16 protein-coding genes are annotated in these 16,833 nt (G+C 30.9%); 15 read left to right on the forward strand and 1 reads right to left on the reverse strand.

What is annotated here, in order from left to right:
* Nucleotides 1-233 precede the first annotated feature (233 nt).
* The 3 genes from ACKGJY_RS10850 to ACKGJY_RS10860 all read left to right on the forward strand — a co-directional run bounded on the left by ACKGJY_RS10850 (nt 234) and on the right by ACKGJY_RS10860 (nt 4,237).
* Nucleotides 234-1,421, forward strand: a complete 1,188-nt coding sequence (locus ACKGJY_RS10850) for a phosphoglycerate kinase (protein WP_413973910.1) — start codon at nt 234-236, stop codon at nt 1,419-1,421.
* Between the two features lie 225 nt (nt 1,422-1,646).
* Nucleotides 1,647-3,239: a LysM peptidoglycan-binding domain-containing protein gene (locus ACKGJY_RS10855; protein WP_413973911.1), complete on the forward strand. Its 1,593-nt coding sequence runs from the start codon at nt 1,647-1,649 to the stop codon at nt 3,237-3,239.
* A gap of 17 nt (nt 3,240-3,256) precedes the next feature.
* On the forward strand, nt 3,257-4,237 hold the full coding sequence (locus ACKGJY_RS10860; protein WP_413973912.1) for a DUF4837 family protein: 981 nt from the start codon (nt 3,257-3,259) through the stop codon (nt 4,235-4,237).
* A gap of 120 nt (nt 4,238-4,357) precedes the next feature.
* Here ACKGJY_RS10860 and ACKGJY_RS10865 read toward each other — a convergent pair whose 3' ends face one another.
* Nucleotides 4,358-4,543 (reverse strand): twin-arginine translocase TatA/TatE family subunit, encoded by a 186-nt coding sequence (locus tag ACKGJY_RS10865; RefSeq protein ID WP_413973913.1) that lies wholly within the window; start codon nt 4,541-4,543, stop codon nt 4,358-4,360.
* A gap of 115 nt (nt 4,544-4,658) precedes the next feature.
* On the opposite strand from ACKGJY_RS10865, the gene ACKGJY_RS10870 reads away from it, so the two are divergent.
* The 12 genes from ACKGJY_RS10870 to ACKGJY_RS10925 are packed head-to-tail and all read left to right on the forward strand — an operon-like array spanning nt 4,659 to nt 16,832.
* Entirely contained in the window at nt 4,659-5,522 is an 864-nt protein-coding gene (locus ACKGJY_RS10870; RefSeq protein WP_413973914.1) for a M23 family metallopeptidase, read from the forward strand.
* A gap of 3 nt (nt 5,523-5,525) precedes the next feature.
* Nucleotides 5,526-7,022: a GH3 auxin-responsive promoter family protein gene (locus tag ACKGJY_RS10875; RefSeq protein ID WP_413973915.1), complete on the forward strand. Its 1,497-nt coding sequence runs from the start codon at nt 5,526-5,528 to the stop codon at nt 7,020-7,022.
* Nucleotides 7,023-7,051: 29 nt separating this feature from the next.
* Nucleotides 7,052-8,743 (forward strand): DUF6909 family protein, encoded by a 1,692-nt coding sequence (locus ACKGJY_RS10880; protein WP_413973916.1) that lies wholly within the window; start codon nt 7,052-7,054, stop codon nt 8,741-8,743.
* A gap of 9 nt (nt 8,744-8,752) precedes the next feature.
* The gene (locus ACKGJY_RS10885; RefSeq protein ID WP_413973917.1) at nt 8,753-9,829 is read left to right on the forward strand and encodes a hypothetical protein; all 1,077 of its coding nucleotides are present in this window, start codon (nt 8,753-8,755) and stop codon (nt 9,827-9,829) included.
* Nucleotides 9,829-10,839, forward strand: coding sequence for a dTDP-glucose 4,6-dehydratase (gene rfbB, locus ACKGJY_RS10890; RefSeq protein ID WP_413973918.1), 1,011 nt, complete (start codon nt 9,829-9,831; stop codon nt 10,837-10,839). The genes ACKGJY_RS10885 and rfbB overlap by 1 nt, the downstream gene beginning before the upstream one ends.
* Nucleotides 10,836-11,693, forward strand: a complete 858-nt coding sequence (gene rfbA / locus ACKGJY_RS10895; RefSeq protein WP_413973919.1) for a glucose-1-phosphate thymidylyltransferase RfbA — start codon at nt 10,836-10,838, stop codon at nt 11,691-11,693. The genes rfbB and rfbA overlap by 4 nt, the downstream gene beginning before the upstream one ends.
* A gap of 8 nt (nt 11,694-11,701) precedes the next feature.
* Nucleotides 11,702-12,247 (forward strand): dTDP-4-dehydrorhamnose 3,5-epimerase, encoded by a 546-nt coding sequence (gene rfbC / locus ACKGJY_RS10900; protein ID WP_413973920.1) that lies wholly within the window; start codon nt 11,702-11,704, stop codon nt 12,245-12,247.
* Complete coding sequence (rfbD, locus tag ACKGJY_RS10905) at nt 12,247-13,041, forward strand: dTDP-4-dehydrorhamnose reductase (protein ID WP_413973921.1); 795 nt, start codon at nt 12,247-12,249, stop codon at nt 13,039-13,041. The genes rfbC and rfbD overlap by 1 nt, the downstream gene beginning before the upstream one ends.
* Nucleotide 13,042: 1 nt before the next feature.
* Nucleotides 13,043-13,564 carry a hypothetical protein gene (locus tag ACKGJY_RS10910; RefSeq protein WP_413973922.1) on the forward strand — a complete coding sequence of 174 codons (522 nt, stop codon included), beginning with the start codon at nt 13,043-13,045 and terminating at the stop codon, nt 13,562-13,564.
* A gap of 29 nt (nt 13,565-13,593) precedes the next feature.
* Nucleotides 13,594-15,267 carry an N-acetylneuraminate synthase family protein gene (locus tag ACKGJY_RS10915; protein WP_413973923.1) on the forward strand — a complete coding sequence of 558 codons (1,674 nt, stop codon included), beginning with the start codon at nt 13,594-13,596 and terminating at the stop codon, nt 15,265-15,267.
* Nucleotides 15,267-16,301: an N-acetylneuraminate synthase family protein gene (locus ACKGJY_RS10920; protein ID WP_413973924.1), complete on the forward strand. Its 1,035-nt coding sequence runs from the start codon at nt 15,267-15,269 to the stop codon at nt 16,299-16,301. Before ACKGJY_RS10915 ends, ACKGJY_RS10920 begins: the two co-directional genes overlap by 1 nt.
* Complete coding sequence (locus tag ACKGJY_RS10925) at nt 16,302-16,832, forward strand: KdsC family phosphatase (RefSeq protein WP_413973925.1); 531 nt, start codon at nt 16,302-16,304, stop codon at nt 16,830-16,832.
* The last annotated feature ends 1 nt before the right edge of the window (nt 16,833 follow it).

Raw genomic sequence — 16,833 nt, forward strand, 5'->3', positions numbered from 1 at the left:
GTAATTATTTTTAAAAGTTCGTTTTCGCTCATATTTCAAATATAAACTTTATGGCGTATTAAATGAAATTATCCTTTTTTTCTGGCGAAATCAATATATCCACAAGCTAAACCCTAAAAGCAATTTGATTTTATAAATTTTGTCTCACTTCAATCGTTTTCGTAAAAACAATCATTTTATATCGCTGTTTAATTACCTACATTTGTGTTTTAATTTTACATAAAACAATAGTAATGAAAACGCTAAACGATTTTAATTTTGAAGATAAAAAAGCATTAATACGTGTAGATTTTAATGTGCCACTAAACGAAAATTTCGAGGTAACCGATGCTACTAGAATTGTATCTGCAAAACCTACAATCATCAAAATTTTAGAAGATGGCGGTAGTTGTATTTTAATGTCGCATTTAGGGCGTCCAAAAGGATTTCAAGACGAGTTTTCGTTACAACACATTGTATCAAAAGTAGAAGATATTTTAGGTGTTGGTGTAAAATTTGTACCAGATTGCATTGGTGAAGAAGCTGAAACTGCAGTTGCTAATTTACAGCCTGGTGAAATTTTATTGTTACAAAACTTACGTTACTATAAAGAAGAAACTGCTGGTGATGAGGCCTTTGCAGAACAACTCTCAAAACTAGGCGATATTTACGTAAATGATGCCTTTGGTACAGCACATAGAGCGCACGCCTCTACAACAATTGTAGCGCAGTTTTTTGAGGGTAAAAAATGCTTTGGAAATTTACTAGCACAAGAAATTGAGAGCATTAAAAAAGTAATGGAAACGGGTGAAAAACCAGTATTGGCTATACTTGGTGGTGCAAAAGTATCTTCAAAAATTACAATTATAGAGAATATTTTAGATAAGGTAGACCATTTAATTATTGGTGGTGGTATGGCGTTTACCTTTGTAAAAGCGCAAGGAGGAAACATAGGCAATTCTATTTGCGAAGATGATAAAATGCCTTTAGCCTTAGAGATTTTAGAACAAGCTAAAGCTAAAAATGTGCAAATACACATCCCTGTAGATACAGTTGCTGCAGATGATTTTAGTAATGATGCCAATACACAAATTTGCGATATTAATGCTATTCCTGATGGTTGGGAAGGTGTAGATGCAGGACCAAAATCCCGCGAGCAATTCCATAATGTAGTTATGCAATCTAAAACAATTCTTTGGAATGGCCCACTTGGTGTTTTTGAAATGGAAAGTTTTGCTGGCGGTACGATTGCTTTAGGAAATTCTATTGCTGAGGCAACAAAAGACGGTGCGTTTTCACTTGTTGGTGGTGGCGATTCTGTTGCTGCGGTAAAACAGTTTGGTTTCGAAGAAAAAGTAAGCTACGTAAGTACAGGTGGCGGTGCTATGTTGGAAAGTTTAGAAGGTAAAACATTACCTGGAATAGCTGCTATTTTAAAATAAATAAGTGCATTTATGAGTTGAAGTGATTTTAACCTTTATGTTGAAATTGTATCGAGACTTGATAAAGAGACAAATTACAAAGACCTCACAGGTATTAAATCCGTGAGGTCTTTTTTTATATTTTAAGACGTTATACCTTGGTAATAAAACAAATTAAGTTTTCAAATTACCTTAAAAAATACGATTTTAGCGATAATATCGTTTGTTACAAACCCTATTTGTGCTATGACTTTCCGTTTTATATTCCTATTTGTAATATGCTGTAATAGCATTTGTTTGGCACAATTGCAAGATTCCGTTGCAATTCAAAACAACTCAATTAAGGATACTATTGCGGTTAAAAATGCTGTTGCAAAAGACACCTTAATTGATATAAAACAAGACGTTGTAACAACCATTACACCTGTTAAAGAGGAAGATAGCTTAAGTATTAAGGGTTTTAAAGACGATACGTTTTTAGCTGAAATCGATAAAAAATGGCGTCAAGAATTATACAATAATACATTATTTGATACCATTTATAAATCGGTTACCGAATTGACGTATGGAGCTATTGATTATCCAGAATTACCAACCGATACTTTAAAAAAGCGTTTAAAAGCGCTAGATGCTAGAACGCCTTTTAACGTATCTTATAACCCATCTTTAGAAAGCGTTATCAAATCGTATTTAAAACATAGACGAAAGCACTTGCAAAAATTGATGACGATGAGTGCGTTTTACTTTCCGCTGTTTGAGCAAGAGTTAGACAATCAAAATATCCCATTAGAAATAAAATATTTGGCCATAGTAGAGTCTGCTTTAAAACCCAATGCAAAATCTAGAGTTGGGGCTACTGGTTTATGGCAATTTATGTTTGGTACGGGCAAAGAATATGGCTTAGATGTAAGCAGTTATGTAGATGAACGGAGTGACCCGATAAAATCAACAGTTGCAGCCTCAAAATATTTAGCACGATTGTATAAAATTTTTGGTGATTGGGATTTAGCATTGGCAGCCTACAATTCTGGACCAGGTAACGTTACAAAAGCAATTCGTAGATCTGGTGGATACAGGAACTATTGGAATATTAGGCATAACTTACCACGGGAAACAGCGGGATATTTGCCTGCGTTTTTAGCCAATATGTATATTTTTGAATATGCTGAGGCACATGGTTTTAAGCGTTACAAACCAGAGTTAGTATATTTTGAAACGGATACTATTGTGGTAAAACAAATGATAACTTTAGATCAAGTATCAGAAGTTACTGGAACACCAATAGAGCAACTTCAGTTTTTAAATCCGTCGTATAAATTGGATATAATACCAGTGGTTAAGGGCGAAAATTATACCTTACGTTTGCCAACTGATGTTATTGGTACGTTTGTAAATAACGAAGACAAAATCTACGCTTTTGCAAAAGCAGAGATGGAAAAGCGAGAAAAACCTTTACCTCAATTTTTTGATGCAAAAGATAAAATTCGCTACAGGGTGAAATCGGGTGATTATTTAGGTAAAATATCTAGATTACATGGTGTACGAGTAAGTGATATAAAACGTTGGAATGGGTTGCGAAGCAATAACTTAAAAATTGGGCAACGCCTTACCATTTTCCCTAGAAAACCAGTGGTTTCAAAACCTTCAGTTGTGGTACAAAAACTAAAACCTAAACCTATTATTGGTGATGTAACTATTTATACGGTGCAAAATGGAGACTCACTTTGGAGTATTTCACAAAAATTTTCTGGAGTTTCTATTCAAAATATTAAAGATTGGAACGGTATTAGTGGTAGTAAATTAAAACCAGGAATGAAGTTAAAAATTGGCAAAGGCTAATTATAAAAATAAATACAATGAGAAAAATAGTTGGTATTTTAATAGTTGCGGTAGTATTGGTATCATGTAAAGATGATACATCTAAAAAACAAAGGATACTTTTTGATTCTCAAGGAAAAATAAATGATATCTCTGTTGTAGTAGATAACGAAAACTGGCAAGGACGCATAGGAGAAGCTATACGCGAAGTACTTACCAAGCCTGTTTATGGTTTGCCGCAAGATGAACCTACGTTTAATATCAATCAAATTCCGCCACAAGTTTTTTCAGATTTTATTACCAGAACACGTACCGTTTTAAAAATTGAAATAGGAAAAAATGCAGGTATATCAATTTTGGATAACGTGTATGCACAACCGCAAAAAGTAATTTTAATTACTGGAAAAACTAAAGATGATATCGTCAATATTTTAAATGAGAACGCTACCAAAATAATAGAAACGTTTAGAAATATAGAATTAGCAGAAAGACAACGTATGATGCGAAAAGCCTTGTATAATACTAAAACTATCAAGGACAAATTAGGAGTTGATATAGAATTTCCCAATGCGTATAGAATAGCTAAAGATGATGGTGATTATTTTTGGATTAGACGAGATATACGTACCGGAACTTTAAATTTAATGCTTTACGAACTGCCTTATAATGCTATACAAAAGAGCGATAGTGTGATAAATACCATAGTAAGCATTAGAGATTCTATAGGAAAAAAATATATTGAAGGCCCTATTGAAGGCTCACACATGTCTACTGAAATGGCATATACACCATTTCATGGAGAAACTATTTTAGACAATAAGCCTACTTTAGAAACAAAAGGGATGTGGCAAGTAAAAAATGCGTTTATGGCTGGCCCTTATGTAAATTACGCCATAGAAGATAAAATTAATAAACGTTGGATTATTGCAGAAGGGTTTGCTTTTGCACCTTCTGTTGAAAAACGCGACTATATGTTTGAATTAGAGGCAATAATTAAAACAATTGCAATAAATGAGTAGACTATATTAATACTTAAAGTAATGATATAAAGCAATTTTTCCAATAAAAGATAAAATAAGGACGAAAAAAAACCAATACATTTAGTATTGGTTTTTTAATTTTTATAAGATAATTAAATGTTATTCAGCATTATCTTTCTTTGGCTCGTCTTCTTCTTTACTGGCATCTTTAAACTCTTTAATACCACTTCCTAAACCGCGCATTAATTCTGGTATTTTTTTACCACCAAAAATTAATAATACAACAACAACTATTAGTGTTATTTGCATAGGCCCAATGGCTAACGGTAATGTATGTAAACTCATAACAAATGTATTTAGGTTACAAAGTTAATAATTAAACTTTAATTATATCGTTTTTAACAGTAATACTGATGTATAAGCTGTAGTAAAGCTTATTTTATTTAATTTTGCGTGCAACATGGCTAAAACGAAACCAAAAAAAATAAAGAGAAAACTACTAGATAAGTACCGTTTGGTAATACTAAATGAGAATACGTTTGAAGAGCGTTTATCATTAAAATTAACCAGACTTAATGTATTTGTTATCGTAACACTATCCAGTATTTTGCTGGTTGGTCTTACTATTTTATTAATTGCTTATTCGCCTTTAAAAGAATATATACCAGGATATTCATCAACAGCTTTAAAAAAACAGGCTACCGATTTGAGTTTTAAAACCGATTCTTTACAACAGGTTTTGGCGATGAATGATAGATATTTTAACTCTATAAAAAAAGTACTTAAAGGCGATGTGACCTCAGAAGAATTAAATAGAGATTCTATATTAGAAGCTACAAAACTTGAAATTAGTGAGGTAGATTTAAATCCCATTAAAGAAGATTCTTTACTTAGAGCCAAAGTAGAAAAAGAAGATAAATATAATTTATTTGAATCTGCTACTTCTGTAACTAATTTTGTATTGTTTCCACCAGTTTCGGGCACTATCAGTGAAGGATATAACGTTAAAGAAAAACATTACGCTGTTGATGTTGTAGTACCAAAAGATACACCAATAAAGGCAACAGCTGATGGCATTGTTATTTTTGCTGAATGGACTGCAGATACAGGGCATGTAATTCTTTTAGAACACAGTTATGGGCTTATTTCGGTATATAAACACAATGCTACACTTACTAAAAGTCAAGGCGATTTGGTAAAAGCTGGTGAAGTAATTGCAACTTCTGGAAACACAGGAGAACTTTCCACAGGGCCACATTTACATTTTGAACTTTGGAGTGATGGTTACCCTATTAACCCAACTAATTTTATAGATTTCGAGTAAACAATGTCCATAAAATCAGTATTAGCAAAACCATTTGCAAAACTAATTTCAAAAAAGATTCAAAAATGGGCAAGTCGCCCTATTGAAACTCAAGAAAAGGTATTTCAAAATTTAATAAAAACAGGTGCCTCAACAGCTTTTGGAAAAGACCATAATTTTGATACTATTACATCCTACCAAGCATTTAAAGCACAAGTACCCGTTAGAGATTATGAGGGTTTAAAATCATACGTTGCGCGAGTGGTAGAAGGTGAAAGTGATGTACTATGGAAGGGAAAACCCATTTATTTTGCGAAAACATCGGGTACAACGTCGGGCTCCAAATATATTCCAATTACAAAAGAAAGTATGCCCACGCATGTAGAAGCTGCACGTAATGCTATTTTAATGTACATTTATGAAACGGGTAATGCTAAATTTGTAAATGGTAAAATGATTTTTTTACAAGGAAGCCCTATTTTAAACGAACAAAATGGTATACAATTAGGAAGATTATCAGGTATTGTAGCACATTATGTGCCTAAATATCTTCAGAAAAATAGATTACCCTCATGGGAAACTAATTGTATTGAAGATTGGGAAACCAAAGTTGATGCCATTGTTGAAGAGACATTACCTGAAGATATGACAATAATTTCTGGTATACCATCATGGGTGCAAATGTATTTTGAAAAATTACAACAGAAAACAGGAAAGAACGTAGGTGATATTTTTAAAAATTTTAATTTGTTCATTTTTGGCGGTGTAAATTATGAGCCATATCGTGCTAAATTTGAGAATTTAATAGGGCGTAAAGTTGATAGTATAGAGCTATATCCAGCAAGTGAAGGTTTTTTTGCTTTTCAAGACAAGCAGGATGAAAAAGGCATGCTATTACAACTGGATTCTGGAATTTTTTATGAGTTTATTAAAGCTGATGAGTTTTTTAATGAAAACCCAAAACGTATCACGATAAAAGATGTTAAAGTTGGTGTAAATTATGTAATGATAATTTCAACCACTGCAGGATTATGGGCTTATAATATTGGTGATACAATTCAATTTACAGCAACACAACCCTATCGGGTTATAGTTTCTGGACGAATTAAACACTTTATATCTGCATTTGGGGAACATGTTATCGGTAAAGAAGTAGAGCAGGCTATGCAAGATGCCATTCAAAATACAGATATTCGTATTACCGAATTTACAGTGGCGCCACAAATTAATCCAAAAGAAGGATTACCATATCACGAATGGTTTATTGAGTTTGAAAATGAACCAGAAAGCACAAGTGATTTAGCCTCAAAAATTGATACATCTTTACAAAATCAAAACACTTATTATTTTGATTTGATAGAAGGCAAAGTATTGCAGCCCTTAAAAATTACCAAAGTAAAAAAGAATGGTTTTCAAGAACATATGAAATCTATTGGAAAACTGGGGGGACAAAATAAAATCCCAAGACTTTCTAATGATAGAAAGATTGCCGATTCTCTTTTTAGTTTCGTAGAAAAATAATAGTACATTTGTAGCGTTTTTAAACAAACATGAAACACACCAAACGCTACGAACGAACTAGAGCTCAAGAAAGCTCTAATGCTATTGAACGCATGTATATTACCATGCGGCACTTATTCAATCGTGGGTTTTACAAGCCAATGGGAGTTTCAGGTGAAACTTTAAGACAGTCATTATTCTTACTACGTCCAGAAATTTATGGCTCTATAGCCGAAGAAAAAGTAGAATTAAATGGGTTATTATATGTTATTGACCGTTTGCCGAGAGGTATCGAAGAATGTTCAGTAATTAATCTTACCAGTGATGAGGGCTACTCAAATTCACATTTTAAACCTATAATACCAGAAAAGCGACGTAGAAATTGTTACAGGATAGATGAGGCCCAAATGAATATTGAAATTACAAGAGGGCGCTCTGAAATTTATGATATCTTAACTCACCTTACATTCCTCTTTATTGAATCTCATAAAATAAGTAAAAGTGTACTTGTTAATGACGAAGGTAAAACTACAAGAGATTGGAATAAGCTTGAACATGTTGTAATTAATAAAAAAAAATTAACACAAAAAGAACGAGAAGTAGCTATAACCCATGTTGCTAATATTTTAGGAAGAACATTTAGTGAAATAAGTACTATTTATAATGAATTTGCAGTTGCAACACAACCAGAACGTTTATTACATATAGTATACTGGTTAGGCAAATTAGCTATTAAAGAACAGTTAACAAACGATAAGCGAGAGGTTAAGTTTAGCCCTGTGCTGCGCGAAGAAATAGGGCACCACATACATGGAGAAATTTGGGCGAATACGGTAAAAAGTATGCTTTATAAAAATAAGCTAATAAACAGGCCTATTCATGTTATTAGTGCAAATATGCATAGCGTAATGAATACGTTGTATGCACCGTGCGCATTAAAATCTCTTACCTCAAAACAAGATATATTTGATGTTTATAAAGCGTTAAGTAACAGTACAAATAGAGACCTAAGGCATAAAGTTGAGGAAACAGCATTAAACGAAGGGATGATTTATATTGATGATGCGTCTGGAGCTAATATTGACGTACAAATTTTTGATACTGAAAAATTAGATTTATCTAAGCTTGATATTAAATTAGATCAAACTATTTTAAAATCAAAAAAACCTGTTATATTAGTCATGGATTATGCTTTTGGAGAACAAGCTTACGAAACCATAGACGAATTATTAAAGCCTTTTACAAATAAAGATGAAAAAACCCATTTAAACGTAGAGTCTATATCTATTATGGGTAAAGCAGGTATTCTAGAAGGTGATAAAGGTGATATTATGATACCATCAGCACATATTTTTGAAGGAACAGCAGATAATTACCCTTTTAAAAACGAGCTAAAAAAAGAAGATATAGAATGCCAAGGTGTAGATGTTTACGAAGGCACAATGATAACCGTTTTAGGGACATCACTTCAAAATAAAGATATTTTGAAGTTTTTTTACGAGTCAACGTGGAGTGTTATTGGTTTAGAAATGGAAGGAGCACATTATCAAAAAGCAATACAAGCAGCCTCAAAAGTAAGAGGTAGTATTAGAGAAGATGTAAAAGTTAGGTACGCGTATTATGCAAGTGATAATCCTTTAAAGACTGGAAGTACACTAGCATCAGGAGGATTAGGCACTTCTGGTGTAAGACCAACATATTTAATTACAAGAACTATTTTAGAACAAATATTTAATCAATAAATTTTAATTATGAGTAAGGATTTACCTCAACCACAACAATCAGAAGAAGTAGATTTAGGGCAGTTGTTTAAAATAATTGGTAATGCCTTCGATAGGTTATTTAAATTTATAGTAAGCATATTTACAGGGATTTATAAAATAGTTTTAATGCTTTTAATGCATTTCTATAAAAGGAAATTTTGGTACGCAGGTTTTGTTATTTTAGGTTTTAGTATAGGTTATTATTTAGATTCAACATCAAATAAATTATATGGAGCTAATATGTTTATTAAAACAAACTTTTCCTCTGCTAGACAGGTTTATGAAAATGTAACAAATTTACGTGAATTAGCAACAAAAGATAGAGACTCTGTTAAACTAGCTTCTATCTTAGGGATAACCCCCTCAGAAGCTTCCAAATTAAAAGGCTTTTATATTGAACCTGATTTAGATGAAAATGATATAGCCGAAATGTATTCAGAGTTTTACAGAAAACTGGATTCTGTATCAAGAGTAGAAATGAATTATGATAGATATAAAGAGTCTTTAACGCCTTACAACTATAGTATTCATAAAATTGGAGTGGCATCTACAGATAAAAATATATATAGAAAAATAGAAAGAAGCTTTACGTCTTATATTTCAAGTAACGATTATTTATTTAATCTTTTAAAAGTCAGTAAATTAAATTTAGATCAAAAAGAAAAATCTTTAGTAAATCAAGTTAATAAAACAGATTCCTTAGCTAAGGAGTATCTAAAAATTAGAATTAATGAATCAGAAAAGGAACCTGTCCCAGGAGCTGGTACTAATTTGTATATGGGAGATTCAGAATCGAGTGGGATTATAGTAGATGAATCTAAAATAATAGATAAACTCTTAGATCTAGAATCGCAAATCATTCAAGTCAATAAAGAAAAAGTAGAAAACCAAAATATTGTTAATGTTATAGCAACATTTCCAGAAACAGGGTATGATATTAAAAAATGGACTGACAGAATGAAGTATACTTTACCTATAATGATGCTTTTAATAACATTAATTGTATTTACTGTTTTTGGTCTTGGTAAGTATTTAGAAAAGGAAAGCAAAAAAGCTAAAGATTAATGCATATTTTAGTCACAGGAGGAGCTGGTTTTATAGGCTCAAACTTTATTATTTATTATTTAAATAGGTATCCTCGCACTAAATTAATAAATATTGACAAGCTCACTTATGCAGGTGAGCTTTCTAATTTAGATGAGGTAAAATCTCATAAAAACTATAGTTTTATAAAGGGAGATATTCAAGATAGAAGTTTGGTAAAGGGTTTGTTTGAAAAATACAACTTTGAAGGTGTGATACATTTTGCAGCAGAGTCACATGTTGATAATTCTATTAAATCGCCCAATGAGTTTATAGAAACTAATGTTTTAGGAACCTTTAACCTACTAGACGTAGCAAAAAATCATTGGATGTTAACTCCTAATAAAGTTAAGAAACAGCATACAAAGTCAAGATTTTTACATATTTCTACAGATGAAGTTTATGGTACTTTGGGTAAGGAGGGATTGTTTACTGAGAAAACGCCTTACGCTCCTAATAGTCCATATAGCGCCTCAAAAGCATCATCAGATTTTATTGTTAGAAGCTATTACCACACTTATGGTTTAAATGTTGTGACTACAAATTGTTCTAATAACTATGGACCAAAACAGCATGATGAAAAATTAATACCAACAATAATTAGAAAAGCTTTAAAAGGACAAGATATACCAATTTATGGAGATGGTAAAAATATTAGAGATTGGTTGTATGTAAATGATCATTGTAAAGGTATAGAAGTTGTTTTTAATAAAGGTATAGCTGGAGAAACCTATAATATTGGTGGTAAAAATGAACGTAATAACTTATATATTGCACATACAATTTGTACTACATTAGATAAAATTTTACCAAAGCCTAAGTCTTATAAAGATCAAATATCTTTTGTTCTAGATAGACCAGGACATGATTACAGATATGCAATAGATGCATCTAAAATAGAAAGAGAATTAGGTTGGAAAGCAGAGGAAAATTTTGAAACAGGCATACAGAAAACAATTTATTGGTATTTAGAAAAATATAAAGAACAATGAAAGGAATTATATTAGCTGGAGGTTCTGGAACACGATTATATCCACTTACTAAGGTAATAAGCAAACAATTAATGCCAGTGTACGATAAGCCAATGATATACTATCCTCTCACTACATTATTATCTACTGGAATAAGAGAGATTTTAATTATTTCTACTTCAAAAGATTTGCCAAAATTTAAACAACTTTTAGGCAATGGTACTGATTATGGCTGTGTCTTTGAGTATAAAGTACAAGAAAAGCCAAATGGGCTTGCAGAAGCGTTTATTATAGCTGAAGATTTTATCGCTAAAGATAGTGTTGCCCTAATTTTAGGTGATAATATATTCTATGGTTCAGGTTTAGACAAAACACTTCAAAATAATGTTAACCCTTCTGGAGGTATTATTTTTGCGTACCACGTTCAAGAACCTCAACGATATGGTGTTGTGGAATTTGATAGTAATAACAAAGCCGTTTCAATAGAAGAGAAACCAATAAAACCTAAATCTAATTTTGCCGTACCAGGAATATATTTTTATGATAATTCTGTTATAAAAATTGCAAAAAAAATAAAACCAAGTGAACGAGGAGAACTAGAGATAACAGATTTAAATAAAATATATTTAGAAGAAGGCAAATTAAACGTACAAATTCTAGATAAAGGAACAGCTTGGTTAGACACAGGAACATTTACATCTCTAATGCAAGCGTCTCAATTTGTTCAAGTAATAGAAGAACGTCAAGGAAAAAAAATTGGATGTATAGAAGAGGTAGCCTATAAAATGGGTTACATAAATAAAAATCAACTACATAAATTATCCAAACCATTATTAAAAAGTGGTTATGGAGAATATCTTAAACATTTAGATTAATAAGATATATGCTAGTAGAAGAAACATATTTAAAGGGTTGTTATATTATTACTCCTAAGATTTACAAAGATGAGAGAGGTGTTTTTTTAGAGAGTTTTAATACACAACGTTTTTTGAAAGAAACGGGGGTTGCCACCACTTTTGTTCAAGATAATATATCTAAATCACTTAAAGGAGTACTAAGAGGTTTACATTTTCAAAAAGGAGAGGCTGCACAAGCCAAATTAGTTCAAGTTATTAAAGGAAGAGTTTTAGATATATGTGTAGATATAAGACAGGAATCAGCAACATTTGGAAAACATTTTTCGACTTATCTAGACGATTCAAATAAAAGACAACTGTATATCCCTAAAGGTTTTGCTCATGGTTTTTTAGCGCTAGAAAACAATACTATATTCTCTTATAAGTGTGATAATTATTATAATAAAGTTTCTGAATCTGGTATTATATTCAACGACAAAACATTGGCTATAGATTGGGGTTTTCCAGAAGAAGACATTATTATATCAGAAAAAGACAGAGATTTAAAAACATTCAAAAAAATATTTTATTAATGACATCTGTTTTAGTAACTGGGGCAAATGGACAACTAGGGGAAACTATAAGAGAACTTTATAAGAAAAATGACCTTGAATTAAACTTTATATTTGTAAATAAGACAGAATTAGATATTACAGATAAAGAAGCTTTATGTTCCTTATTTAAGGAAAATAACTTTGATTACTGCATTAACTGTGCTGCCTATACCAATGTAGAGCAAGCAGAAAAAACGCCAGATATAGCATATAAAATTAATGCCGAAGGCGTAAAAAACATCGCCAATATATGTAAGAAAAATGATGCTGTTTTAATCCATATCTCTACAGACTACGTATTTGATGGAGAAAAACGAAAACCATATACTATTTTTGATAAAACAAACCCAATTAATGAATATGGGAATTCTAAATTACAAGGAGAAAACTACATCAAAGATATTTTAAGTAAATATTTTATAATTAGAACGTCGTGGTTATATAGCAAAAAGTATGGGAATAATTTTTACAAAACCATACTTAAGAAGGCTAAAGTAGAGAAAGAATTAAGCATTACGACAGACCAAAAAGGTTGTCCTACAGATACAATTAATTTGTCAAAATTTATTATAAAGCTAATCTGCACCAATAATATAAGTTATGGAGTTTTTCATTTTTGCGATAAAATTGTTATGACTTGGTATGATTTTGCAGAGAATATTTTGATTAGTAATAAATTGTTTGATACAATAAAGCTTGTAAAGGTAAACAAATATGTTACTTTTGCTAAGAGACCAAAGTATAGTGTTTTATTTACTAATACCGATTTATAAAATGAAATTTTTTAAAACAATCATTACCTTATCAATGGTTTTAGCTTTTTTTTCATGCAAAGAAAATAAAGCTAAAACACAAAAAGATAGTACGGAAAGTATAACAACTAAAAGCGAAGAGTTATATGTGCAAGAAGAATTCTTTTTTGAAAAAGAAATTAACAAGAAATTAGGCGATAATTTTTTTATCAAAAGTTTTGGAATATTATATGGAGAGAATGAGAATGATTATAAGCTGGTTTTTGTGCTTAGTGATTTTGCAACAAAAACTTCTGTAAATCAATATAGTTTTGGAATGCAGGTGTTTTTACCTCAAGAAGAGAGAGAAAAATTAAAGTTAAAAAAGCCTTATATTGATTGGAATTTTAATCCAGATCTTGAATCTAACAGGCTTATAAACTATATATCTTTAGATAGAAAAACTACTATAAGAAGTATTGATAGTATAAGATGCTATTCATATAAGAGAGATAAATATGAGGGTGCTATTGGTACTTTTTGGGTAAAAGGTATAGAATTGTAATTTTTAATAGAATCTACATATAAATTTTTATGAAAGTAATTGCTGAAAGTGCATTTAACCATAATGGCAGTCTTGATTATTTAAAAAAACTAGCTAGAAAAGCAAAAGAAGCTAATACAGATTTCTTTACAATGCAGATTATGGATGTTTCTGCATTTTGCGTTGAAGATTATTCTAAATATGATATTTATGAGAATAATACGTTAAGCTTTGAAGAGTGGGAACTTTTTTTTTCTTATTGTAATGATATTTCTTTAAATCTTATCCCCTGTGTACTTGATATACCCTCACTGAATTTAGCTCTAAAGCATGGTTATAAGTTTATAAAAATACATGCAACAGATATAACAAATATCTCTTTACTTAAAGAATTAGCAAATATTAGTGAAATTACCCTTATTCTAGAAACGCAATGTGCTACTCATCTAGAAATTGAGTTTGCATTATCCTTTATTTCAGAAAAGGTTGAGTGTTTAATGCATGGTTTTAGTAACTATCCAACTGAAATTGAAGATTTGAATTTAAACGCTCTAGATTATTTTAAAACTTATTTCCCATCTTTTAGAACCGGTTTAGCAGATCATTCATTAGACACTGAAAGTATACCTTTAATGGCAATGGCTAAGGGGTGTCAATACCTAGAAAAGCATATAACAATATCTAGAAATAACAGGAATTTCGATTGGCAAGTATCTCTTTACCCTCACGAATTTAGTGTAATGGTGCAGACTATTAAACATTATAAAAAAGCATTAGGCAACTTTTCTAAACATCCAACAAAAACAGAATTAGGATATAGAGATGTTATGTATAAAAAAGTGTTAGACGACAACTACAAAGACTTTAAAAGAGCCGATGCAGGAGTTGAAGCTATTACGCATAAATTTAATAGTTTTGATAAAGAAAAAGTAGGAGTTGCTCTAATATGTCGTTTAAAATCAAAACGATTACCTCTTAAAGTTTTAAAACCTTTTCATGATACATTTTTGGTTGATTTTTTATATAAGAGACTATCAAATTCTAAAAAAATTAATAAAGTAGTTTTATCTACATCTTCCTTATCAGAGGATAGCGAGTTGGTAGAAATATCAAAAAAACAAGGTCATAATACATACTTAGGACATCCTGTTTCTGTTGTAGATAGAATGTTGGGATTAAGTTTACAAGAAGAGTTCGGTGCTATTTTTAGAGTAACTGGCGATAACCCATTTACCGATGTAGATCTTATGGATCAAATGATAGAAACATTAGTAGATAACGATTTAGATTATGTAAGAGCCAATAATGTACCTTTTGGATTATCTGCTGAATTATTTTCTACGTCTTATTTGTGGAAATTATACTTAGATATGGATAACCCAATGAATTCTGAGTACTTAACATTATTTGTGTTAAACGATAAAGAAGCAAAAAAAGGATGTTTAGATATAGAATCATCAGTTGATAAATTAGCTTATATAAATTTTTCGGTTGATTATCAAGAAGACTTAGATAGATCTTATGTGCTTTTAAATGAAGTTACAAACCATAAGAACCCGTATAATATTTCATTAAAAGATATTATTGATAATGAGACTCTATTTAGTAGAGAAGATAATAACAAAATTATTAAATTACCAGAAGGAGAAGAAGTTAAGTTTGATGACTTTTTAAACAGATTATACAATCAAAATTATTTTGTTAGAAAAAAAATTAAAATGTAATGACATATATAATAGGAGAAATAGGACAAAACCACAACGGATCTGTAGATATTGCTAAGTTAATTGTTGATGTTGTTTCCAGACCAATTCATGATAAGCTATTTAATAAAGAATTAAAGAATATGGATGCTGTGAAGCTAACTAAGAGAGACCTTAGCCAAGAGCTTTCAGCTTCGCAAATGAGAAGAGTTTATGACAATCAAAACTCTTTTGGTAAAACATATGGTGAGCACAGGCAGTTTTTAGAGTTTAATGATGAACAGCATTATGAAGTGTACAAATATGCTAAGGAAAAAAAGATAGACTTTGTAGAAACACTTTGTGCCATAGGTTGCTTAAGTATATTAAAATTATTTACACCAGATAAGCTTAAAGTAGCCTCTAGAGACTTGACAAACCTCCCGTTACTGGAAGCGTTGGCAGAAACAAAAATTCCTATAATACTTTCAACAGGAATGGCAGGTAAAATGGAATTAGATAACGCATTGGATATTATTACAAAATATCATAGTGACATTAGTATTCTACATTGTGTATCTGAATATCCAACGCAATATCAAAATGTTAATTTAAAAACAATTACTTGGTTAAAAAACAATTATCCTAATTATAGTATTGGATATTCAGACCACACTATTGGAATTGCAACGCCATTAGCAGCCGTAGCAATGGGATCTCAAATTATAGAAAAACACTTAACCTTAGATAGGCAAATGAAAGGTACTGATCAGGCAGGATCTTTAGCAATAGATGGTATCTATAGAATGGTTAGGGATATCAGAAATTTGGAACTTTCTATGGGAGAGGAAGATATTTTTATTGAAGATTCAGTTAAAATTGCGAGAGAAAAGTTGGAAAGGTCAATAGCTGCAAATAAAGATTTTAAAAAGGGAGATATAATAACAGAGGAAGATATACATATGTTGAGCCCTGGTGATGGATATAAATGGGCGCAACGTTCAGAAATAATTGGTAAAAAAGCCGTGAATGATATAAGTAAGAACGAAATTATTTATTCTAACGATATTAGTTAAATGGAAAATTTCCCAAAGCTTGTAATTACTGACATAGATGGTGTTTGGACTGACGGAGGTATGTTTTATGATAAACATGACAATGAACTAAAAAAATTTAATACCTCTGATAGTGCAGGGGTTTTGTTTTTAAAAATATTGAATGTGCCTACTGCAATAATAACTGGTGAAAACACACCAATTGTAGCAAGGAGAGCAAAAAAATTAAATATAAAATACACTTATTTAGGTATTAAAGACAAGGTTAAAATAGCTGAGGATTTATGCCAAAATTTAAATATTAATTTTAACGAAGTAGCCTATATTGGTGATGATATTAACGATATAGAATTGTTAAAAAAAGTTGCTATAAGTGCTGCTCCTGCTAATGCCCCTCAATATATAAAAGATATTGTAGATATTAAATTATCTAAAAATGGCGGAGATGGTGCCTTTAGGGAGTTTGTAGAAACAATGCTAAATTATCATGATAAGATGAATTTTGTAATTGATACATACCTGAGTAATAATAAGAATGACTTTAGCCAATAAA

This window comes from Hyunsoonleella sp. 2307UL5-6 (assembly GCF_047345485.1).
In the GTDB taxonomy this organism is placed as follows: Bacteria; Bacteroidota; Bacteroidia; order Flavobacteriales; family Flavobacteriaceae; genus Jejuia.